Source organism: Pseudomonas paraversuta, assembly GCF_904067025.1.
In the GTDB taxonomy this organism is placed as follows: domain Bacteria; phylum Pseudomonadota; class Gammaproteobacteria; order Pseudomonadales; family Pseudomonadaceae; genus Aquipseudomonas; species Aquipseudomonas paraversuta.
In genome coordinates this window covers 4,493,041-4,515,343 of record NZ_CAJFDA010000001.1, presented here as the reverse complement: position 1 = coordinate 4,515,343, position 22,303 = coordinate 4,493,041, and the positions used below count along the sequence as shown (strand labels likewise).

The window sequence follows — 22,303 nt, the reverse complement described above, 5'->3', positions numbered from 1 at the left end:
ATGGGGTCTGGTATGCGCTTTCGCGCGTTAGTGAGTGTCGTTGGTCTGTTGCTCAGTGTCATGGCGGTGAATGCCGTGGCTGCGACTCAGGTAAAAAGCGTTCGTTTATGGCGTGCTCCGGACAACACACGGCTGGTGTTTGACCTCACGGGGCCGGTGCAACACAGCGTGTTTACGCTGACAGCGCCAGATCGCCTGGTGATCGATATCAATGGCGCGACCCTCGGCGGAAGTTTGAACGTGGCCACTGCCAATACGCCGATCACCAGCATGCGCTCGGCGCAACGCACGCCCACCGATCTGCGGGTGGTGATCGATCTGAAAAAAGCCGTCACCCCGAAGAGCTTCGTACTGGCGCCGAATGCGCAATACGGCAACCGTCTGGTGGTCGATCTTTATGATCAGGGCGCTGATATTGCCCCGAGCTTGCCGCCGACCAATGTGGCCAAGCTGCCAGTGGTACCGGTGACGCCGACCCAGCCCGAGATCAAGCTGGCGCCTGTGCCCACTGGCAAACGTGACGTGATTGTGATGATCGACCCCGGCCACGGTGGCGAGGATCCGGGTGCTTCGGGTGCCGGCGGACAGCGCGAAAAACACGTGGTGCTGGCGATCGCCAAAGAGTTGCAGCGCCAGATCAACGGCATGAAGGGCTTCAGGGCCGAGCTCACCCGCAGTGGCGACTATTTCATCCCGCTACGGGGACGCACCGAAATTGCCCGCAAGAAGGGCGCCGACCTGTTTGTCTCGATCCACGCCGACGCGGCACCTTCCAGGGCGGCCTTTGGTGCATCGGTGTTTGCGTTGTCTGAACGCGGCGCAACGTCCGAAACCGCGCGTTGGCTGGCAGACAGTGAAAACCGTTCTGACTTGATTGGCGGTGCAGGCAGCGTGAGTCTCGATGACAAGGACCGGATGCTGGCGGGGGTGTTGCTTGATTTGTCGATGACGGCATCACTGACTTCCAGCCTGAACGTGGGGCAAAAAGTCTTGAGCAACATCGGCCGGGTGACGCCGCTGCACAAGCAGCGTGTAGAGCAAGCCGGATTTATGGTGCTCAAATCGCCGGATATTCCATCGATCCTCGTAGAAACCGGGTTTATTTCCAACGCCAATGAAGCCAATAAACTGTCTTCGGCCAGCCATCAGCAAGCGCTGGCTCGCTCTATCAGCAGCGGTGTGCGTCAGTTCTTCCAGCAAAACCCGCCACCGGGTTCTTACATTGCCTGGCTGCGGGATACCGGGAAGATCGCCCAGGGAGCCCGTGAACACACGGTTCGCCCTGGCGAAACCCTGGCGATGATTGCCGTGCGCTATCAAGTGGGCGTTGCGACATTGCGTTCCAGCAACAACTTGAAAACCGACGAGTTGAAAATAGGCCAGAGCCTGAATATCCCCGCCACCGAACTGGTATCCAAGCAATGAGTGACGGGGTATTGAACAGCAGTGCGCGTATCGAGCTGCTCAGTCCGCGTCTGGCTAACCAGATTGCCGCAGGCGAGGTTGTTGAGCGCCCGGCGTCGGTGATCAAGGAGTTGCTGGAAAACAGTCTCGACTCGGGCGCCAAGCGTATCGATGTGGACGTGGAGCAGGCCGGCATCAAGCTGTTGCGGGTGCGTGACGATGGCAGCGGGATCTCCAGTGACGACTTGCCGCTGGCCCTGGCGCGGCACGCCACCAGTAAAATCCGCGACCTGGAAGACCTTGAGCGGGTGATGAGCCTGGGGTTCCGCGGTGAGGCGCTGGCATCCATCAGTTCGGTGGCCCGCCTGACCCTGACATCGCGTACCCGTGGCGCCGATCAGGCCTGGCAAGTTGAAACCGAAGGCCGCGACATGGCGCCCCGGGTCCAGCCGGCCGCGCATCCGGTCGGTACTTCGGTTGAAGTGCGGGACCTGTTTTTCAACACCCCTGCGCGGCGCAAGTTTCTCAAGACCGAAAAAACCGAATTTGATCACCTGCAAGAAGTGATCAAGCGTTTGGCGCTGGCGCGTTTTGATGTGGCGTTCAATCTGCGGCACAACGGTAAAACCATCCTTAATTTGCATGAAGCCCACGACGACACCGCCCGCGCCCGCCGTGTGGCGGCAGTGTGCGGCGCTGCATTTCTGGAGCAGGCACTGCCGATCGAGATCGAGCGCAATGGCCTGCATTTGTGGGGCTGGGTTGGCTTGCCGACCTTTTCGCGCAGCCAGGCCGACTTGCAGTACTTCTATGTCAACGGCCGTGCGGTGCGCGACAAACTGGTGGCGCACGCGGTGCGTCAGGCTTATCGCGACGTACTGTTCAACGGCCGGCACCCGACCTTCGTGCTGTTTTTTGAGGTCGACCCGTCCGTGGTTGACGTTAACGTGCACCCGACCAAACACGAAGTCCGTTTCCGGGACGGGCGCATGGTGCATGACTTCTTGTATGGCACCTTGCACCGCGCCCTGGGCGATGTGCGCCCCGAGGATCAACTGGCGGCTCCTGCACCGGTGCCTGGCGCCGAGCGACCTACCGGGATCGACGCCGGTGAGTTTGGTCCGCAAGGCGAAATGCGTCTGGCGGCGCATTTGCTTGAGCAGCCTCAGGCTGCGCCTGCACCGCATGTGCCGGGCTCCGGCGCCGGGGCGGGCTATCAGTCGTTCTATCGACCACCCTCTGCCACGCCGTCTGTTCCGGCAGCCGAGGCCCGCAATGCCTACCGGGAGTTTTTCGCGCCATTGCCTGAAGCGGGGGCCGCGCCGATGCCTGAAGGGCAGGGCGATATTCCTCCTCTGGGTTATGCGCTGGCTCAGCTCAAGGGTATCTATATCCTCGCGGAAAACGCTCACGGCCTGGTGCTGGTGGACATGCATGCGGCCCACGAGCGGATCATGTATGAGCGCCTGAAAATCGCCATGGCCAGTGAAGGGCTGAGCGGTCAGCCGCTGCTGGTGCCGGAGTCGATTGCCGTCAGCCAGCGTGAAGCCGATTGTGCCGAAGAACATGGCGAGTGGTTTCAGCGTCTGGGCTTCGAGCTGCAACGTCTGGGGCCGGAAACTCTGGCCATCCGCCAGATCCCGGCCCTGCTCAAACAGGCCGAGGCGCAGCGCCTGGTGCACGATGTACTGGCCGACTTGATGGAGTACGGCACCAGTGACCGGATTCAGGCACACCTCAATGAATTGCTCGGCACCATGGCCTGTCACGGCGCGATCCGCGCCAACCGGCGCCTGGCCCTGCCGGAAATGAACGGCCTGCTGCGCGACATGGAAAATACCGAGCGCAGTGGTCAGTGCAATCATGGTCGTCCGACCTGGACCCAAATGGGCCTGGACGACTTGGACAAACTCTTTTTGCGCGGTCGCTGATGACAGGTTCCAACGCTTTACCACCGGCCATCTTTTTGATGGGGCCGACCGCTGCAGGCAAAACCGATCTGGCCATCGAGCTGAGCAAGGTACTGCCGTGCGAGCTGGTCAGTGTCGACTCGGCGCTGGTCTATCGCGGCATGGATATCGGCACGGCCAAACCCTCGAAAGAGATTCTGGCCGCACACCCGCACCAGTTGATCGATATTCTCGACCCGGCTGAAAGCTACTCGGCTGCCGATTTCCGTCGTGATGCGCTCAAGGCCATGGCAGAGATCACCGCACGGGGCAATATTCCGCTGCTGGTGGGCGGCACCATGCTCTATTACAAAGCGCTGAGCGAAGGCCTGGCCGACATGCCGGCGGCAGATCCGCAAGTGCGTGCGCAGCTCGAAGACGAAGCTCAGCGCCTTGGCTGGCAAGCGTTGCACGATCAGTTGGCAGCCATCGACCCGGAGTCGGCGGCACGTATTCACCCCAACGATCCGCAGCGTCTGACCCGTGCGTTAGAGGTTTATCGGGTCAGCGGCCTGAGCATGACCGCCCACCGCCAAAAACAATCTGAACAATCTAGTCAAGCAGCGGCTTCTGGCTGCAGTCAATTGCCCTATACTGTCGCGAACCTGGGCATTGCTCCGGCGAATCGTCAGGTGCTGCATGAACGAATTGCACAAAGATTCGGGCAAATGCTGGAACAGGGATTCATTGATGAGGTCCTAGCCCTGCGTAATAGAAGTGACCTGCATGCCGGGTTGCCGTCTATACGTGCAGTGGGCTATCGCCAAGTCTGGGATTACCTGGACGGCAAGCTGACAGCAGCCGAGATGCAGGAGCGCGGCATTATTGCCACGCGCCAGTTGGCCAAGCGTCAGTTCACCTGGTTACGCAGCTGGAATGATCTGCATTGGCTGGACAGCCTGGACTGCGACAATCTGCCACGAGCCTTGAAATACCTGGAATCGGTCTCCATATTGAGCTGAGTCTCAGGAAATGCCGTCTATCCTATGGGTATGGCGTCATCAGCCATCTAATTTTTGTTTCTATTTTTTATCCTTACAGGAGTGCGGCATATGTCAAAAGGGCATTCGCTACAAGACCCTTACTTGAATACTTTGCGTAAAGAGAAGGTTGGCGTTTCCATCTACCTGGTCAACGGGATCAAGCTGCAGGGGACTATCGAGTCTTTCGACCAGTTCGTGATTCTGCTGAAAAACACCGTGAGCCAAATGGTTTACAAACACGCTATCTCGACAGTCGTACCAGTACGTCCTATTCGTCTGCCAAGCGCAGCTGAATCGGAACTGGCAGACGCTGAACCAGGTAACGCCTGATAGGAGTCTGCTTTGTTCTTTGAGCGCCACGGTGGTGGTGAGCGAGCGATCCTCGTTCACTTGGAAGGACAGGACCCTGAGGCGCGCGAAGATCCGCAGGAGTTCCAGGAGTTAGCTGTATCGGCCGGCGCCGAGACGGTCGCGTTTTTTAACGTGCCGCGTCATCGGCCATCGGCCAAGTACCTGATTGGCAGTGGCAAGGTCGAGGAGTTACGCGACCTGGTCAAGGCCGAGAAGGTCGACATCGTGATTTTCAATCACGTCCTCACCCCCAGTCAGGAGCGTAATCTCGAGCGTGTATTCGAGTGTCGCGTGCTTGACCGTACCGGGCTGATTCTCGATATCTTCGCTCAGCGTGCCCGTACCCATGAAGGCAAGTTGCAGGTCGAACTGGCCCAGCTTGATCACATGAGTACGCGTCTTGTGCGCGGCTGGACTCACCTTGAGCGTCAGGGCGGTGGCATTGGTATGCGCGGGCCGGGTGAAACCCAGCTCGAAACCGACCGTCGTCTGTTGCGCGTACGCATCAGTCAGATCAAGGCCCGTCTGAAAAAAGTCCGCAGTCAACGCGAGCAGTCCCGTAGAGGGCGCCAGCGCGCCGACATTCCTACGGTGTCGCTGGTGGGCTATACCAACGCCGGCAAATCCACGCTGTTCAATGCGGTCACCGGCTCTGACGTGTTCGCCGCTGACCAGTTGTTCGCCACACTTGACCCTACCTTGCGCCGTCTTGATCTGGCCGATCTGGGGCCGATCGTGCTGGCTGACACCGTGGGCTTTATTCGTCACCTTCCGCACAAGCTTGTTGAGGCTTTCCGGTCTACGCTCGAAGAGTCGAGCAATTCCGATTTGCTGCTGCACGTTATCGATGCGCACGAACCTGAGCGCATGGCGCAGATTGAGCAGGTGATGGTGGTGCTGGGCGAAATTGGTGCCCAGGACTTGCCGATCCTCGAGGTCTACAACAAAATCGATTTGCTTGAAGGTGTCGAGCCGCAGATCCAGCGTGATGCCGACGGCAAACCGCAGCGGGTCTGGTTGTCGGCGCGTGAAGGGGTCGGGCTGGAGTTGCTTGAACAGGCCATCGCCGAGTTGCTGGGTAATGATTTGTTCGTTGGCACCTTGCGCTTGCCTCAGCGTTTTGCTCGACTGCGTGCCCAGTTCTTTGAATTGGGCGTGGTGCAAAAAGAACAACATGATGAAGAAGGTGCCTGTCTGCTGGATGTGCGCCTACCGCGATCCGAGTTAAACCGCTTGGTCAGCCGCGAAGGGATGCAGCCGCTGGAATTTATCGAACAACACACTTTGCAATAAAAGCCTCGCAAAGCGGCTGTGCCGCTATGGTAGGCATTCTGTAGCATTGGTCGGCGCGCCGTGGGCGCGTCTTTGCTTTATCAGATGGAGAGCGCTATGGCTTGGAATGAGCCGGGTGGCAACTCGAATAATCAAGATCCTTGGGGTGGCAAACGCCCGAATAACGGCGGCCGCAAGGGACCACCAGATCTCGACGAGGCCTTCCGAAAGCTGCAGGAAAGCCTGAATGGGTTGTTCGGTGGTGGGAAAAAACGTGGTAGCGGCGACGGCGGATCGAACGGCGGCAAAGGTGCTGGTTATGGCCTGCTGGGTATCGGTCTGGTGGTGCTGGCTGCAGCCTGGCTGTATAGCGCGGTTTACGTGGTCGACGAGCAGGAGCAAGCCGTAGTGCTGCGCCTGGGCAAGTACTACGACACCGTAGGGCCGGGTCTGAACATCTACTTCCCGCCGTTCGATAAAAAGTACCTGGAGAACGTGACGCGTGAGCGTGCGTACACCAAGCAGGGCCAGATGCTCACTGAAGACGAAAACATCGTCGAAGTGCCGCTGACCGTGCAGTACAAGATCAGCAACCTGCGCGACTTCGTGTTGAACGTCGATCAGCCGGAAGTCAGCCTGCAACAGGCCACTGACAGTGCCTTGCGTCACGTAGTGGGCTCCACTGCGATGGATCAGGTGCTGACCGAAGGCCGTGAACAGATGGCTGTAGACATCAAGGAACGCTTGCAGCGTTTCCTCGATACCTACAAGACCGGTATCACTGTGACCCAGGTCAACGTACAGAACGCAGCGGCACCGCGTGAAGTGCAGGAAGCCTTTGATGACGTGATCCGCGCCCGTGAAGACGAGCAGCGTGCCCGCAACCAGGCAGAAAGCTACGCCAATGGCGTGGTGCCGGAAGCGCGCGGTCAGGCCCAGCGCATCATCGAAAACGCCAATGGCTATCGTGATGAAGTGATTTCCCGCGCCAAGGGTGAGGCAGACCGCTTTACCAAACTGGTGAGCGAATATCGCAAGGCTCCGGATGTTACGCGTGACCGTCTGTACCTGGACACCATGCAGGAAGTCTTCAGCAACACCAGCAAAGTACTCGTGACCGGCAACAAAAACGGCCAGAGCAACCTGCTGTACTTGCCATTGGACAAAATGATCGAAGGCCGTAATGGCAGCAACCCGGCAACGGGCTCGGCAGCTGCGGCGGGCAATAACGATTCGGCATCCCATGCCAAATCGGATATGCCGACACCACCGCGTACCAGGGAGAGTCGCTGATGAGCAATAAATCGCTGATCGCCCTTATTGTTGCCGTTGTCGTGGCGATTGTTGCCTGGAACAGCTTCTACATCGTTTCGCAAACCGAACGTGCCGTGATGCTGCGCTTCGGTCGTGTGGTGCAGGACGATGTTCCGCCGGGCCTGCATGTGAAGATTCCTTACGTCAACCAGGTGCGCAAGTTCGACGGCCGCCTGATGACGCTGGATGCTCCGACTCAGCGTTTTCTGACGCTGGAAAAGAAAGCGGTAATGGTTGATGCCTTCGCCAAGTGGCGTGTGAAAGATGCCGGTCGCTTCTACGCAGCGACTTCGGGTCTTAAGCAAGTTGCTGACGAGCGCTTGTCGCGTCGTCTCGAATCGGGTCTGCGTGACCAGTTCGGCAAGCGCACGCTGCACGAGGTTGTGTCCGGTGAGCGCGATGCGCTGATGGCTGACCTGACGGCGTCGCTGAACAAAATGGCGGAAAAAGAGCTGGGCATCGAAGTGGTTGATGTCCGGGTCAAGGCCATCGACCTGCCGAAAGAAGTCAACCGCAGCGTTTTCGAACGTATGAGCAGTGAGCGTGAGCGTGAAGCCCGTGAGCACCGCGCCAAGGGTAACGAGCTGGCAGAAGGCATTCGTGCTGACGCTGATCGTCAAGCCCGCGTGCTGTTGGCTGAAGCGTATCGCCAGTCTGAAGAGGCTCGTGGTGACGGTGATGCGCAGGCTTCCGCAATCTACTCCAAGGCTTACGGCCAGGATCAGGAGTTCTACAAGTTCTATCGCAGCCTGCGCGCTTACCGCGAAAGCTTTGCGAACAAGAGCGATGTACTGGTTCTGGACCCGAGCAGCGATTTCTTCCGCTACCTGGAAAAATCCAAGCCGGCACAGCAGTAAAGGGAGCGTCGCCGGTCACTGCAGGAGCGGGGAAACGCGCTCCTGCACATGAGTAACTGGCGCATGCATTCACTCCGCCTGGCGGGCAAATTGCCTGGCGGGGTGATCCTTTTAGAAAACGTGTGTATGATGCGGCAGCCGGGAAATTCCCGGCTTTTTTGCGTCTGCATGTTTGATTGACCGACTGTTACAACGTCGGCAGATTTTTCGAGGGATGTGCAAGCCTGTCACTTTGGGCTTTTTTGCTGTGCGCGTTCAAGACGCAGCCACGTTCTGCTTTACTCAAGGCTTGCCTGCTGGCTGGCCGCCCGGATCATAGGGGAATGGCGTAATGGCAACGGTAGACCGCTGGCTTCTGCCAGATGGCATCGAAGAAGTACTTCCACCTGAGGCAGCCCGCATTGAAGTGGCGCGCCGTCAGGTGTTGGATCTGTTCCAGGGCTGGGGCTATGAGTTCGTCGTCACCCCGCATATCGAATACCTGGAGTCCTTGCTGACAGGGGCTGGCCAGGATCTCGATTTGCGGACCTTTAAGGTTATTGACCCGCAGACGGGTCGCCAGATGGGTTTTCGTGCCGACATCACTCCGCAAGTGGCGCGCATCGATGCGCATACCTTGCGTCGTGAAGGCCCGAGCCGTCTGTGCTACGCCGGCAGCGTGCTGCATGCTCAGCCGCGCGGGTTGTCATCCTCGCGCAGCCCGATCCAGCTGGGTGCCGAGTTGTATGGCGATGCCAGCCCGAGCAGCGACGTGGAAGTCATCAGCTTGATGCTGGCCATGTTGCAATTGGCCGATGTGCCGGATGTCCATATGGACCTGGGTCACGTTGGCATTTACCGCGGTCTGGCCCGTGCGGCCAACCTGTCGGTTGAAGTGGAACAACAATTGTTCGACGCTCTGCAACGCAAGGCGATCGACGAAGTAACGGCCTTGACCGAAGGTTTGCCGGCTGATTTGGCAGGCATGCTGCAGGCATTGGTTGGTTTGTGCGGCGGCCGTGAGGTGCTGGTTGCTGCGCGCGAGCGTCTGGCCCGGGCTCCGGCCCCGGTTCTGGCTGCTCTGGACGATTTGCTGGCGATTGCCGAGCGGTTGTCTGTGCGTTTCCCGCAGCTGCCGCTGTATTTTGACCTGGGTGAGTTGCGTGGGTATCACTACCACACAGGTGTGGTCTTTGCGGTATTTGTTCCGGGCGTTGGGGATTCCATCGCCCAGGGCGGTCGTTATGACGATATCGGTGCTGTTTTCGGGCGTGCCCGTCCGGCGACCGGTTTTTCGACTGATTTGAAAACCCTGGTCACCCTGGGGCGTGCTGAAGTCGAGCTACCGTCTGGCGGTATCTGGATGCCTGACAGTACGGATGCGGCACTCTGGCAGCAGGTTTGCCAGCTTCGCAGTGAAGGTCAGCGTGTGGTTCAGGCGTTGCCTGGGCAGTCACAGGCTGCCGCCAGTGAGGCGGACTGCGACCGCCAATTGATTCAGCAGAACGGCTTGTGGCAAGTAGTGCCGCTGGCTTCTTGAGTTTTCCTGCCGGCGGCTGCCGGCACCAAGTTTGCGCGAAGAGGACAAGTGTTATGGGTAAGAATGTCGTAGTCCTGGGCACCCAATGGGGTGATGAGGGCAAAGGCAAGATCGTTGATCTGCTGACCGAACATGCTGCCGCTGTAGTGCGCTACCAGGGTGGCCACAATGCTGGCCACACCTTGGTAATCGACGGTGAAAAAACCGTTCTGCACCTGATCCCGTCGGGCGTATTGCGCGAAGGCGTGCAGTGCCTGATCGGCAACGGTGTGGTGGTTGCTCCCGACGCCCTGTTGCGTGAAATCATCAAGCTGGAAGAGAAAGGCGTACCGGTGCGCGAGCGCCTGCGTATCAGCCCGTCCTGCCCGCTGATCCTGTCGTTCCACGTAGCGCTGGACCAGGCTCGTGAAAAGGCCCGTGGCGAGCTGAAGATCGGTACTACCGGTCGCGGCATTGGCCCGGCATACGAAGACAAGGTTGCTCGTCGTGGCCTGCGTGTGGGCGATCTGCTCAACATGCCGCGCTTTGAAGCCAAGCTGCGTGAATTGGTGGAATACCACAACTTCATGCTGGTGGGTTACTACAAAGAAGCCGCCATCGACTTCGACAAGACCCTGGCCGAGTGCAAGGAATACGCCGAGCTGCTCAAGCCGCTGATGCTGGACGTGACTGCCGAGCTGCACGGCCTGCGCCGCGCTGGCAAAGACATCATGTTCGAAGGCGCTCAGGGCTCGTTGCTGGACATCGACCACGGTACCTACCCGTACGTGACCAGCTCCAATACTACCGCTGGCGGTGTTGCCACCGGTTCGGGCGTTGGCCCGATGTTCCTGGATTACATCCTGGGCATCACCAAGGCTTACACCACTCGCGTTGGTTCGGGTCCATTCCCGACCGAGCTGTTCGACGAAGTGGGCGCTCACCTGGCCAAGCAGGGTCACGAGTTCGGTGCAACCACCGGCCGTGCCCGTCGTTGTGGCTGGTTCGACGCCGTTATCCTGCGTCGCGCTATCGATGTGAACAGCATCTCGGGCATCTGCCTGACCAAGCTGGACGTACTCGACGGTCTGGAAACCATCAACATTTGCGTCGGCTACAAAGATGCAAACGGCAATGTGCTGGTTGATGCGCCGACCGATGCTGACAGCTACGAAGGTCTGCAGCCGGTTTACGAAGCTGTACCGGGCTGGACCGAGTCGACCGTGGGTGCCAAAACCCTGGAAGAGCTGCCTGCTGCTGCGCGTGCTTACATCAAGCGCGTAGAAGAGCTGATCGGCGCTCCGATCGACATCATTTCGACTGGCCCGGATCGCAACGAGACTATCGTTCTGCGTCACCCGTTCGCTTAAGACGTTTTGATGTAAAGCAAAGGGCCCTTCGGGGCCCTTTGTTGTTTCTGCCTGCCATGCGGCACGACCCTTGCTGTGAGAGTTGCCATTAAGGTGCCATCAATATAATGGCACCGCTGTGGAGGGGTTTCCTGTGTCTGCCGTTCTCTCACTGTTACGAAGTCGTCTGCTGCGACCTGTATTCGTTACCCTTGGTATCGCACTTTTGGTGCAGGTGCTGGTGGCTGTTGCACTGACCCGGAGCACAGTGACGGCACTGGAGTCTGATCTGGATGCGGGGCTGGGGGCGGACAGTCAAAAGCTTTCGGCTGAGCTGGAGCAGGCCGGACGAGAGGTCAAGAGCAGCCTTGAAGGGCTGTCTGCCAGCACCCGTGAGCGTCTGACGGCCGGGCTGGCGCCGCGTTTGAAAGAAGAGCAGATGCAATTGCGCAATGCACTGGAAAAGAATCTGATGGATTCGGCCAATGATATGGCGCAACTGTTAGCGGCTGTGGCGCCGCGGGCCATCTGGGATAATGACGTGCCCACGCTGTCCGAGTTCGCCCGGCGCGCCCAGCGCAATCCCAATGTGCTGTTCGTGGTCTATGACGACGTTGCCGGGCAACATCTGACGCGCTACCTCAATCGTGAAAACCCGATCAACAAAGCCCTTTTGGAGAAGGGCAAGGGAGAGCGGGCGCTGGATAAAGTGCTGGACGCAGCGCGGCACGATCCGGCGGTGTATTACCTCGAAGCCCCCATCAGCCCCAATGGCGTGGAGATTGGCAAGGTGTTGATGGGGGTTTCCACGGCCTCGGTCGAGAAGGACCTGGCGGCTCTCGATAAGCGTTTTGCGCAACTGATAGTCAACAGTGAGCATCTGGTGGATGAAAGCCTGCAGGGCGCCGCCAACGACAGCTCGGCAGCCCTGGGGGCGCGTCTGGAGTCGGCTCAGGCAGCGGCGGCACAGATGCAGGCCAATACCGCACAGACTGTCCGTGATGCGGCTGACACCTTGCGCTGGCGCATTGGTATGGGATTGGCGATTGTCGGTCTGGGTGTCTTGCTGTTGCTGGCGGTGGTGCTGGGGCGGCGGGTGGTCAACAAGCTGCTGCTGATGATTGCCGCGTTGAATGATCTGGCCGCAGGCGAGGGTGATCTGACCAAGCGCGTGGGCCTGGACAGCAAGGATGAGATTGGCGATATGGCGGCGGCGGTGAACCGCTTTATCGACAAGTTGCAGCCAATTGTGCGGGAGGCGGGGGATGTGGCGCAGCGTACCGGGGTCGAAATTGGGGCCATGACGGAGCGCAATGCCGGGGCCAATGCTGCGGCCCAGTTGCAGCGCGATGAGGTGGCGCAGAGCCTGGAGGCACTGTCGACCATGGCCGATGCGGCGCAGTCTGAAAGTCAGGCGATGCAGGCGGCGCTCAAGCAGGTGCAGGATATTCGTCAGGCGACCGATGAAAATACCCGCACCTCGGCGCAAGTGGGCGGCCTGATCGAGGCGCTGGCCGGGCAGGTCGGCGCTGGAGCCAGGGTCATCGAGCGCCTGGCACAGCAAAGTGAGCAAATCGAAGTGGTGCTGACGGTCATTCACGGCATTGCCGAGCAGACCAATCTTCTGGCCCTCAATGCGGCTATTGAGGCTGCGCGGGCAGGGGAGACGGGCCGCGGCTTTGCCGTGGTGGCGGATGAAGTGCGGGCGCTGGCCAGCAAGACGCAAAGCTCCACCGGTGATATCCAGGCCCATATCGTGGCCTTGCAGCAGGGTGCCAAGGAGGCGGTGGCGGCGATCGGGCTGGCAGGGCGTCAAGCCAATGAGGGGTTGGCAGTACTGCGTGGCAGCGTGCAGTTGCAAAAAACCGTGCAGGCTTCTGTTGAGCAGGTGCACGCCGCGATTGGTGACGCCACCAAAGCTGCTGAGCATCAGGCCCGGGGCGCGCATGCGGTACGTGGGCGGGTTGAGGTGATCCATGCCCAGGCCGAGCGTGCGGCGCAGGCGGTCAACGAAACGACCGCCAGCGGGCAGGTGCTGGATGGCCTGGCGGCGCAGCTGAAAGCGAGCCTGGGGCAGTTCAGGGCATAGGCCGCGAGCAACCTGCAGGAGCGAGTTACCCGGCGGGTTGTTAGCGGCTCAGGTACATCTTGGTGGTCAGCAGGTACACCGGCAGTCCCGAGACCACTATCAACAGAGCCGCATAGGGTGCCGCCGCCGCGAACTCGATGTTCGAGGTGTGAGCCCAGACCTGTGTTGCCAATGTATTGAGTCCGGTGGGGCTCAGCAGTAGCGTGGCGGTCAGTTCTTTCATGGCGTCCAGGAACACCAGGGCAAATGCCGCCCCCAGTGCCGGGAAAATGATTGGCAATGTCACCCGGCAAAACGCCGAAAACGACGATGCGCCCAAGGTGCGTGCTGCTTCTTCGAGCTGCGGAGCTGCCTTGTTCAGCGCCGTGCGAATCGGCGCCTGCGCCAGAGGCAAAAACAGCAAGGCATAGGCGATCAGCAGCAGGGCCGAGGTCTGGTACAGCGCAGGCACGTAATGCAGCGAGAAGTACACCAGCGCCAGGGCGATCACCAGGCCGGGCAGTGCATGCAGCAGATACGGCAGGCGCTCGGCCCAGATCGCCAGTTGGCCTTTGTAGCGCACCACCAGCAGGCCGACAGGTACTGCCAGTACCAGGCACAGTGCAGCACCGCCTAGCGCCAGTGACAGGGAGGCGAACAGCGCCTCGCCAATGGCTGCCATCGGGAATGCCGCCGAGCTGCCTTTGACCAGCCAGTACACCAGCATGCCCAGCGGAATCCCGCTGCCAATGATGGCCAGTGTCAGGCAATACAGCTGGCCAAAAAATGACCACTTGCCCAGTTGCACCTGCTCGGCGCGCCGTGCCGCACCCTGGCCGATCCGAATGTGCCGGCCTTTGCCGCGCACTTTCAGTTCCAGCCACAGCAGGCTCAAGCACATCACCAGCAGTACCGCCGAAAGCATGGCCGCATTGGCGTTGCTGAACGACAGCTCGAATTGTTGGTAGATGGCGGTGGTGAAGGTCTGCAGGCCGATGATCGACAGCGCGCCGAATTCCACCAGCATGTGCAGGGCAATCAGCAGCGAGCCCGCCAGCAACGAAGGCCAGAGCAGCGGCAGGGTGATTTTGAAAAACACCCCCCAGCGATTCTGGCCCAGGGTGCGGGCCGACTCTTCAAGTGCCGGATCGAGATTGCGCAGCGTGGCCGCGACCGGCAGGAAGATCAGCGGATATTTGGACAGGCTCATCACCAGGATGGCGCCGCCCAGGCCCTCGAAGCTGGAGCTGAGCGATACCCAGGTGAAGCTGCTGACGAATGCAGGTACGGCAAACGGCAGGCACAGGATCACGCCCCAGAGGCGCCGCCCCGGCAAGCTGCTGCGCTCCAGTAACCAGGCCAGCGACAAACCGATCAGGGCGCAGGTTACCGTTACACCAACCATCAACAGCAGCGTGTTGCGCATCAGGTCAAATACGAAGGGCCGCCACAACAAGTGCACCGCTTGTGCCCATCCGGCCTGCCAGGCCTTGGTGCCGACATACAGCAGCGGCAACAGGCTCAGGCCCACCAGTAACAGCACCGGTAATAACAGCCAGACAGAGGCCTTTTTGCGTTTCACGTTAAAGCGTGCAGGTTGGGCGGCAGACAGCATCAGAGCAGGCCTACATCTTGTTCAAGCTCCAGCGCTTCATCAGCGTTGCCAAGGTCGGCCGGGGTGATTTTTGGCGGTTGCAGTTCATCGAACGGCTTGAGGCCGCGTTCCGACACCATGCCTTTGCGCATCGGGTATTCAGCGGTGGTGTTGGTGATCACCCGCTGACCTTCTTCGCTGGCCATGTAAGCCAGGAGTTGCTGGGCTTCTTTGGGGTGTTTGCTGGCCTTCAAAACGCCGGCGCTGGATACGGTGATCAGGCCGCCCGCATCGCCATCGGTGAAGTAGTGCAGTTTGGAGTTCAGCTTGCCTTTCTCGCGCTGCAAGGCGAACCAGTAGTAATTGTTGACCAGTACGGCGGCCACTTCACCATTCTCGACCGCTTTGAGGGCAACCATGTTGTTGGTGTAGGTCTTGCCGAAGGCGCGCAGACCGGTCAGCCATTCTTCTGCAGCTTCGCGGCCATGCAGTTTGATGATGGCCACAGCCTGTTCCTGGAATGCGCCGCTGGTGGGTACAAAACCGATCTTGCCCTGCCATTCGGGGCCGGCGAAATCCAGAACTGACTTGGGCAGTTCTTCTTCCTTGACCTTGTCCGGGTTGAACGCCACGACGCGGGTGCGTGCAGTCACGCCGATCCAGGTATCGTTGGCGGCCACGTATTCCTTGGGCAGTACTTGCAAGGTGCTGTCGTCGACCTTGGCCAGGAAGCCCTGTTCGCCAAGACTGTTCAGTGGCGGCGACTCCTCGGCGTAGAACACGTCGGCAGGCGAGCGATCGCCTTCTTCGACGATCTGGCTGGCCAGCTGGTTGCTGCTACCTTTGCGCACATTGACGTGAATGCCGGTCTTGGCTTCAAAGGCAGCGGCGAGGTTGTCGCCGACTTCTTTGTGCTGGCCGTTATACAGGGTCAGGGTTACAGGATCGGCAGCGTGAGCGGCGGGAGTGATCAGAGTCAGACCAAGAGTTGCGATGGACAAACTACGCAGTAGAAATGTTGCAAGCTGGGTATTTCGGAGCATCATTCGCTGGGTTCCTCGCTTGGGTACTACAAAACTTGTAACAATAATAAACGATATTGCTTCTCAAGTGCGCCACAAGGATAGGGCGATGGTCGTAGGAGAGGGGGCAAGTGCAGGGTGGGAGGCGATTGCCAGCCACAGAAACGCAAAAACCCGCTTTCGCGGGTTTTTGTGAGGCTTCGAATGTTTTCAGTGAAAACACTTGAAGCTTGAATTGGTGCCCAGAAGAAGACTCGAACTTCCACGACCTTGCGGTCACCAGCACCTGAAGCTGGCGTGTCTACCAATTTCACCATCTGGGCATTATCAGCAACGTTGCCGCTGTTGATGTGGCGCACTATACGGAGCGCTTTTAATTCTGTAAAGCCCTGTTTTATTTAGTTTTAATAAATCAGCGGCTTAGAATGCAAAAACCCGCTTTCGCGGGTTTTTGTGTGAGTCTGCAGATTGTACTAATCTGCATCTCTGAATTGGTGCCCAGAAGAAGACTCGAACTTCCACGACCTTGCGGTCACCAGCACCTGAAGCTGGCGTGTCTACCAATTTCACCATCTGGGCATCATCTTCAACGCTGTTGCCGTTGTCGATGGCGCGCACTATACGGACGACCCTTTGACCTGTAAAGCGTTGTGCATAAAAATAGTGAAAAAAATTCGCGAACGGTTAGTCCGCGACATGAATGTGTGCCAGAACGGGCTATTACGGCTCTGTATGAGTCCGAAATTTCCCGTTTCAATACGCGTATGCCAAACTAACCCGCATATAGACAAGGTGAAAACTATCTAATGGCCGATTGGCAGACCCTCGATCCCGAGGCCGCACGTGAAGCGGAAAAATACGAAAACCCTATCCCTAGCCGCGAGCTGATCCTTCAGCATCTGGCCGAGCGTGGTTCGCCGGCTGCTCGCGAGCAGTTGGTAGAAGAGTTCGGTCTGACTACAGAAGACCAAATCGAGGCCTTGCGTCGTCGCCTGCGTGCGATGGAGCGTGATGCCCAGCTCATTTATACCCGCCGTGGCACTTATGCGCCGGTGGACAAGCTCGACCTGATTCTCGGCCGCATCAGTGGCCATCGCGATGGCTTCGGCTTTCTGATCCCCGATGATGGCAGTGACGACCTGTTCATGAGCCCGTCGCAAATGCGCCTGGTGTTCGATGGCGACCGTGCGCTGGCCCGTGTTTCGGGGCTGGATCGCCGTGGTCGTCGTGAAGGCGTAATCGTCGAAGTGGTTTCGCGTGCTCACGAAACCATCGTGGGTCGTTACTTCGAAGAAGGCGGCATTGGCTTTGTAGTTGCCGACAATCCGAAGATCCAGCAAGAAGTGCTGGTTACCCCGGGTCGCAATGCAGGCGCCAAGGTGGGTCAGTTTGTCGAAGTGAAGATTACCCACTGGCCGACGCCGCGCTTCCAGCCGCAAGGTGATGTGCTTGAAGTGGTGGGCAACTACATGGCGCCCGGCATGGAAATCGACATTGCCCTGCGCACCTACGACATTCCTCACGTCTGGCCGGAAGCGGTGCTTAAAGAAGCCGCCAAGCTCAAGCCTGAAGTCGAAGAGAAAGACAAAGAGAAGCGCATCGATCTGCGCCATCTGCCGTTCGTCACCATTGACGGCGAAGATGCCCGTGACTTCGATGACGCTGTTTACTGCGAAGCCAGGCCTGGCAAGCTGCGCCTGTTCTCGGGTGGCTGGACCTTGTACGTGGCCATTGCCGACGTATCCAGCTACGTGAAAATCGGTTCGGCACTGGATGCCGAGTCTCAGGTTCGTGGCAACTCGGTGTACTTCCCTGAGCGCGTGATTCCGATGCTGCCTGAGCAGCTGTCCAACGGTCTGTGCTCCCTGAACCCGAAAGTTGACCGTTTGGCGATGGTTTGCGAGATGACCATCTCCAAATCCGGCGAAATGACCGACTACAAGTTCTACGAGGCGGTGATTCACTCCCAGGCACGCCTGACCTACAACAAGGTCAGCACCATTCTGGAACAGCCGAAAACCAGCGAAGCCAAGCAACTGCGCAGCGAATACGCTGATGTAGTGCCGCACCTCAAGCAGCTTTACTCGCTGTATAAAGTGCTGCTGGCCGCTCGTCATGTGCGTGGTGCGATTGATTTTGAAACCCAGGAAACCCGGATTATCTTCGGCTCCGAGCGCAAAATTGCCGAGATTCGCCCGACCACCCGTAATGACGCGCACAAGCTGATCGAAGAATGCATGCTGGCGGCAAACGTGGCCACCGCCGAGTTCCTCAAAAAGCACGAAATTCCAGCTCTGTATCGCGTTCACGATGGTCCGCCACCTGAGCGTCTGGAAAAACTCCGTGCATTCCTCGGTGAGCTGGGTCTGAGCCTGCACAAAGGCAAGGACGGCCCGTCGCCGAAGGATTACCAGGCGTTGCTGGCCAGCATCAAGGATCGTCCGGATTTCCACCTGATCCAGACCGTGATGCTGCGTTCGTTGAGCCAGGCGGTGTACAGCGCTGATAACCAGGGCCACTTCGGCCTGAATTATGAAGCCTATACCCACTTCACTTCGCCGATTCGTCGCTACCCGGACTTGCTCACGCACCGGGCGATTCGCAGCGTTATCCATTCCAAAATGGATACCCCGCACGTTCGTCGTGCCGGCGCGATGACGATTCCGAAAGCGCGTATCTATCCGTACGACGAAGCGATCCTAGAACAGCTCGGCGAACAATGCTCGATGAGCGAGCGCCGTGCCGACGAAGCCACGCGTGACGTGACCAACTGGCTCAAGTGCGAGTTCATGAAGGATCGTGTTGGCGAGTCGTTCCCGGGTGTAGTGACGGCAGTAACGGGCTTTGGCCTGTTTGTCGAACTGACCGACATTTATGTAGAGGGTCTGGTCCACGTGACCGCCTTGCCGGGTGACTACTACCACTTCGATCCTGTGCATCACCGCCTGGCGGGCGAGCGCACCGGTCGCAGCTTCCGTCTGGGCGACACCGTTGAAGTTCGAGTAATGCGCGTCGATCTCGACGAACGCAAAATCGACTTCGAAATGGCTGAGAAAACCCTCAGCGCGCCGATTGGTCGTAAAAATCGTGGTACTGACGCACCTGCTGGCAAAAATGCTGGGAAATCCGGCACCAAAGCCACAGAGAAGCCCGTCGAACCGGCTCCGGCCGCTCGTCGTAGCGCGCCCAAAACTGCCAAGAAATCCGACGAGACCTATCGTCCTGGCGATGCTGCGGCCAAAAATGCCGAGCTGCGCAAAAGTCGTGAATTGAAACAGGCGCTGCTGGCCGACGCGAAAAACGGCGGTCGTGCAGTTGAGTCGGGAAAGTCGGGTAGGGGGGCACCTGCTAAAGACGCAGGCAAGCCTTCCAAGCCGAGCAAACATCGTAAAGGCCCGCCAAAATCGGGCACCGCTCCTGCCACCAAAAGTGGTGGGGCGCGTAAACCTAAGGTCAAGTCATGAGCCAGTTGGAAAAAATCTACGGTATTCACGCTGTAGAAGCGTTGCTTCGTCACCACCCGAAACGCGTCAAGCAAGTGTGGCTGGCTGAAAGCCGCAACGATCCGCGGGTTCAGACCCTGATCGCGCTGGCCGCTGAAAACCGGATCGATGTCGGCAACGCTGAACGTCGCGAGATGGACGTTTGGGTTGAAGGCGTGCACCAGGGTGTTGTGGCTGATGTAAGCCCGAGCCAGGTGTGGGGCGAGGCCATGCTCAACGAATTGCTGGATCGTACCGAAGGTGCTCCGCTGATTCTGGTGCTGGACGGCGTGACTGATCCGCACAACCTGGGTGCCTGTTTGCGCACGGCGGATGCGGCGGGTGCTCTGGCCGTCATCGTACCTAAAGACAAGTCTGCAACCTTGACCCCGACTGTACGAAAAGTAGCCTGCGGCGCGGCGGAAGTGATTCCGTTGGTTGCGGTTACCAACCTTGCGGCCACGCTGAAAAAGCTTCAACAGCGCGGACTGTGGATCGTGGGTACTGCTGGCGAAGCCGAGCAGGAACTGTACGACCAGGACATGACTGGCCCGACCATCCTGATCATGGGTGCGGAAGGCAAAGGCATGCGCCGCCTGACTCGCGAGCACTGCGATTACCTGGTGCGCCTGCCGATGGCCGGTAGCGTCAGCAGCCTGAACGTATCGGTAGCGACGGGGGTTTGCCTGTTCGAAGCCCTGCGCCAGCGCAGCGTCAAGGCCAAGACTTCTTCGAAGAAGAAGTAAGCAGCACGCTACATCACTGTGGGAGCCGGCTTGCCGGCGATGGCATCAGCGCGGTCTGTCAGACCCATCGCGTTGTAATCATCGCCAGCAAGCAGGCTCCCACAGTCGCTTGTGGTGGGTGAAGGTCTAGATTGTTCAAATAATCACCAATTGCCTTGCACCTCTCTTGTCCCTTCTCTACAATTGCGCCCCTTGCCGTCATGGCGGGCGCATATGTGCCTCTCTAGGCAAGACACACAAGTGTCATTCACTCCTTGTCTGACCGCTTTTTAGTTAGCGGCAGGCTACAACCCGTAAGGAGCATTCATGCGTCATTACGAAATCATCTTTTTGGTCCACCCGGATCAAAGCGAACAAGTCGGCGGCATGGTAGAGCGTTACACCAAGCTGATCGAAGAAGACGGCGGCAAAATCCACCGTCTGGAAGATTGGGGCCGTCGTCAACTGGCCTACGCAATCAACAATGTTCACAAGGCTCACTACGTGATGCTGAACGTTGAATGCACTGGCAAAGCCCTGGCTGAGCTGGAAGACAACTTCCGTTACAACGATGCTGTGATCCGTAACCTGGTCATCCGTCGCGACGAAGCCGTAACTGGCCAGTCCGAGATGCTCAAGGCTGAAGAGAACCGCAGTGAGCGCCGTGAGCGTCGTGACCGTCCTGAGCATTCTGACAGCGCCGATGGCGATGACAGCGATAACAGCGACGCCAGCGATAACGCTGACGAGTAATCCACGGACCTTTTGAGGAGCCAATTACATGGCACGTTTCTTCCGTCGTCGTAAATTCTGCCGCTTCACCGCAGAAGAAGTGAAAGAGATCGATTACAAGGATCTCAACACTCTGAAAGCTTACGTATCCGAAACCGGCAAAATTGTTCCAAGCCGTATCACCGGTACTAAAGCTCGTTATCAGCGTCAGCTGGCCACCGCTATCAAGCGCGCCCGCTTCCTGGCCCTGCTGGCCTACACCGACAGCCACGGCCGCTGAGACCGGGCAGTCGACAAGTAGTAAAGGATTGAAAGCATGCGCGCCTTAGCTGAGTTCATCATGCGAGGCCGTGTGCAGGCCGCGTTAATCGTGGCCGGATGTGCGGCATTGCCGTTTTTGTTCTGGTTGAGTGCTGCTGCGGGTTGCCTTGTGCTCCTGCGGCGCGGTCCGAGAGATGCCTTGAGCATTCTCTCATGGGCTCTACTGCCGGCCTTGGTCTGGTGGTTTATCGGAGAACCTCGCACCTTGATGGTGCTGCTGGGATCTCTGGGATTGGCGATGATGTTACGCGCCGGTCAGCCCTGGCATCGCGTGCTGCTGGTCAGCGTGGCGTTGGGTGTAGTGTATGGCGTGATCCTGGGTACGGTTTTCCGCGAACCCATTGGTGCGATGGCGCAGGAGTTGGAAAAACTTCTGCCGCAGGTCCTCAATGGTCTCTACGACAAGTTATCTGACGTAGAGCGAGCGCGCCTAGGAGCATTGATTGCCCCTGTTCTTACCGGTTTGATTGCAGCTTTGATGCAGGTCGTCAGCTTGCTTAGCCTGATTATCGGGCGTTACTGGCAGGCGTTGTTGTACAACCCGGGCGGTTTTGCCAGCGAATTTCGCAGCATCCGCCTACCGCTGGGTCCAGCGTTACTGTTGCTGGCGTGCATGCTTGTAGGACCGAACTTCGGTCCTCAAATGGCCATGCTTACGCCGTTGTGCAGCGTAGCGTTGTTCTTCGCCGGGCTGGCCCTGATCCATGGGCTGGTGGCGCAAAAGCGACTGGCCAAGTTTTGGCTGGTGGGGTTGTACGTCACGCTGTTGCTGTTTATGCAGCTGATCTATCCGTTGCTCGTGGTCTTGGCCATTGTCGACAGCCTGATTGATTTCCGTGGACGTCTGGCGCCGAAAGACGCTGATAAAGACTCTGCGGACGGTGAAGGTTAAAAGTTAAGAGGATTTTCACATGCAACTGATCCTTCTGGAAAAAGTCGCGAACCTGGGCAACCTGGGCGACAAAGTAAATGTTAAGGCCGGTTACGGTCGTAACTACCTGCTGCCGTACGGCAAAGCTACCGCTGCAACCGCTGCCAACCTGGCTGCGTTTGAAGAGCGTCGTGCTGAGCTGGAACAAGCAGCAGCAGACAAGAAAGCTTCGGCTGAAACACGCGCTGCCCAACTGGCTGAGCTGGAAGTGACTATCACTGCCACCGCTGGCGACGAAGGCAAGCTGTTCGGTTCGATCGGCACCCACGACATCGCTGATGCACTGACCGCCTCTGGCGTTGAAGTTGCTAAAAGCGAAGTTCGTCTGCCGAACGGCACTATCCGCAACGTTGGCGAATTCGACGTGGCTGTGCACTTGCACGCCGAAGTTGAAGCAACCGTACGCGTTGTTGTGGTAGCTGCTTAAGCAGTCTTAACTGACTGGCACCTT

Annotated in this window: 17 protein-coding genes, 2 tRNA genes and 2 pseudogenes; 17 read left to right on the top strand and 4 right to left on the bottom strand. The window is 58.6% G+C overall.

From position 1 onward, the window contains the following. The 11 genes and pseudogenes from JQ848_RS20480 to JQ848_RS23025 all read left to right on the top strand — a co-directional run. Complete coding sequence (locus JQ848_RS20480) at positions 1–1,425, top strand: N-acetylmuramoyl-L-alanine amidase (protein ID WP_198285235.1); 1,425 nt, start codon at positions 1–3, stop codon at positions 1,423–1,425. Further along, positions 1,422–3,335, top strand: coding sequence for a DNA mismatch repair endonuclease MutL (gene mutL / locus JQ848_RS20475; protein WP_029612523.1), 1,914 nt, complete (start codon positions 1,422–1,424; stop codon positions 3,333–3,335). Before JQ848_RS20480 ends, mutL begins: the two co-directional genes overlap by 4 nt. After that, positions 3,335–4,315, top strand: coding sequence for a tRNA (adenosine(37)-N6)-dimethylallyltransferase MiaA (gene miaA, locus JQ848_RS20470; protein ID WP_003439024.1), 981 nt, complete (start codon positions 3,335–3,337; stop codon positions 4,313–4,315). Before mutL ends, miaA begins: the two co-directional genes overlap by 1 nt. A gap of 90 nt (positions 4,316–4,405) precedes the next feature. Continuing rightward, the gene (hfq, locus tag JQ848_RS20465) at positions 4,406–4,666 is read left to right on the top strand and encodes an RNA chaperone Hfq (protein ID WP_003439025.1); all 261 of its coding nucleotides are present in this window, start codon (positions 4,406–4,408) and stop codon (positions 4,664–4,666) included. A gap of 12 nt (positions 4,667–4,678) precedes the next feature. Beyond that, complete coding sequence (hflX, locus tag JQ848_RS20460; RefSeq protein ID WP_003439028.1) at positions 4,679–5,980, top strand: ribosome rescue GTPase HflX; 1,302 nt, start codon at positions 4,679–4,681, stop codon at positions 5,978–5,980. A 96-nt stretch (positions 5,981–6,076) separates the two neighbouring features. Next, on the top strand, positions 6,077–7,252 hold the full coding sequence (gene hflK, locus JQ848_RS20455; protein ID WP_003439030.1) for an FtsH protease activity modulator HflK: 1,176 nt from the start codon (positions 6,077–6,079) through the stop codon (positions 7,250–7,252). Further along, complete coding sequence (gene hflC, locus JQ848_RS20450; protein ID WP_003439032.1) at positions 7,252–8,130, top strand: protease modulator HflC; 879 nt, start codon at positions 7,252–7,254, stop codon at positions 8,128–8,130. Before hflK ends, hflC begins: the two co-directional genes overlap by 1 nt. A 331-nt stretch (positions 8,131–8,461) precedes the next feature. Beyond that, positions 8,462–9,649: an ATP phosphoribosyltransferase regulatory subunit gene (locus JQ848_RS20445; protein ID WP_003439034.1), complete on the top strand. Its 1,188-nt coding sequence runs from the start codon at positions 8,462–8,464 to the stop codon at positions 9,647–9,649. Positions 9,650–9,702: 53 nt separating this feature from the next. Beyond that, positions 9,703–10,998 carry an adenylosuccinate synthase gene (locus JQ848_RS20440; protein WP_003439037.1) on the top strand — a complete coding sequence of 432 codons (1,296 nt, stop codon included), beginning with the start codon at positions 9,703–9,705 and terminating at the stop codon, positions 10,996–10,998. A 418-nt stretch (positions 10,999–11,416) separates the two neighbouring features. Further along, positions 11,417–12,160: pseudogene (locus JQ848_RS23030) on the top strand (methyl-accepting chemotaxis protein); the annotation flags it as partial. 411 nt (positions 12,161–12,571) lie between these two features. Beyond that, positions 12,572–13,066 (top strand): annotated as a pseudogene (locus tag JQ848_RS23025) (methyl-accepting chemotaxis protein); the annotation flags it as partial. 40 nt (positions 13,067–13,106) lie between these two features. Here the strand turns inward: JQ848_RS23025 and JQ848_RS20430 are convergent. From JQ848_RS20430 to JQ848_RS20415, 4 genes are all read right to left on the bottom strand, one after another. Further along, on the bottom strand, positions 13,107–14,660 hold the full coding sequence (locus tag JQ848_RS20430) for an ABC transporter permease (RefSeq protein WP_202211081.1): 1,554 nt from the start codon (positions 14,658–14,660) through the stop codon (positions 13,107–13,109). Then, positions 14,660–15,685: an iron ABC transporter substrate-binding protein gene (locus tag JQ848_RS20425; RefSeq protein WP_003439042.1), complete on the bottom strand. Its 1,026-nt coding sequence runs from the start codon at positions 15,683–15,685 to the stop codon at positions 14,660–14,662. Before JQ848_RS20425 ends, JQ848_RS20430 begins: the two co-directional genes overlap by 1 nt. A 212-nt stretch (positions 15,686–15,897) precedes the next feature. After that, positions 15,898–15,984 (bottom strand) — tRNA-Leu (locus JQ848_RS20420). 169 nt (positions 15,985–16,153) lie between these two features. Then, positions 16,154–16,240: transfer RNA gene (locus tag JQ848_RS20415), tRNA-Leu, on the bottom strand. A 227-nt stretch (positions 16,241–16,467) separates the two neighbouring features. Between JQ848_RS20415 and rnr the strand changes: the two genes are divergently transcribed. The 6 genes from rnr (at position 16,468) to rplI (ending at position 22,279) form a co-directional block, all read left to right on the top strand. Beyond that, positions 16,468–19,125 (top strand): ribonuclease R, encoded by a 2,658-nt coding sequence (gene rnr, locus JQ848_RS20410; protein ID WP_202211080.1) that lies wholly within the window; start codon positions 16,468–16,470, stop codon positions 19,123–19,125. Beyond that, positions 19,122–19,889, top strand: coding sequence for a 23S rRNA (guanosine(2251)-2'-O)-methyltransferase RlmB (rlmB, locus tag JQ848_RS20405; RefSeq protein ID WP_003439044.1), 768 nt, complete (start codon positions 19,122–19,124; stop codon positions 19,887–19,889). The genes rnr and rlmB overlap by 4 nt, the downstream gene beginning before the upstream one ends. A 306-nt stretch (positions 19,890–20,195) precedes the next feature. Beyond that, positions 20,196–20,621 carry a 30S ribosomal protein S6 gene (rpsF, locus tag JQ848_RS20400; protein ID WP_003439045.1) on the top strand — a complete coding sequence of 142 codons (426 nt, stop codon included), beginning with the start codon at positions 20,196–20,198 and terminating at the stop codon, positions 20,619–20,621. 28 nt (positions 20,622–20,649) lie between these two features. Continuing rightward, positions 20,650–20,880, top strand: coding sequence for a 30S ribosomal protein S18 (rpsR, locus tag JQ848_RS20395; RefSeq protein ID WP_003171373.1), 231 nt, complete (start codon positions 20,650–20,652; stop codon positions 20,878–20,880). 36 nt (positions 20,881–20,916) lie between these two features. After that, positions 20,917–21,813: a YybS family protein gene (locus JQ848_RS20390; protein WP_003439046.1), complete on the top strand. Its 897-nt coding sequence runs from the start codon at positions 20,917–20,919 to the stop codon at positions 21,811–21,813. A gap of 19 nt (positions 21,814–21,832) precedes the next feature. Next, a complete protein-coding gene (gene rplI / locus JQ848_RS20385; protein ID WP_003439047.1) occupies positions 21,833–22,279 on the top strand; it encodes a 50S ribosomal protein L9 in 447 nt (148 codons plus the stop codon). Positions 22,280–22,303: the final 24 nt, after the last annotated feature.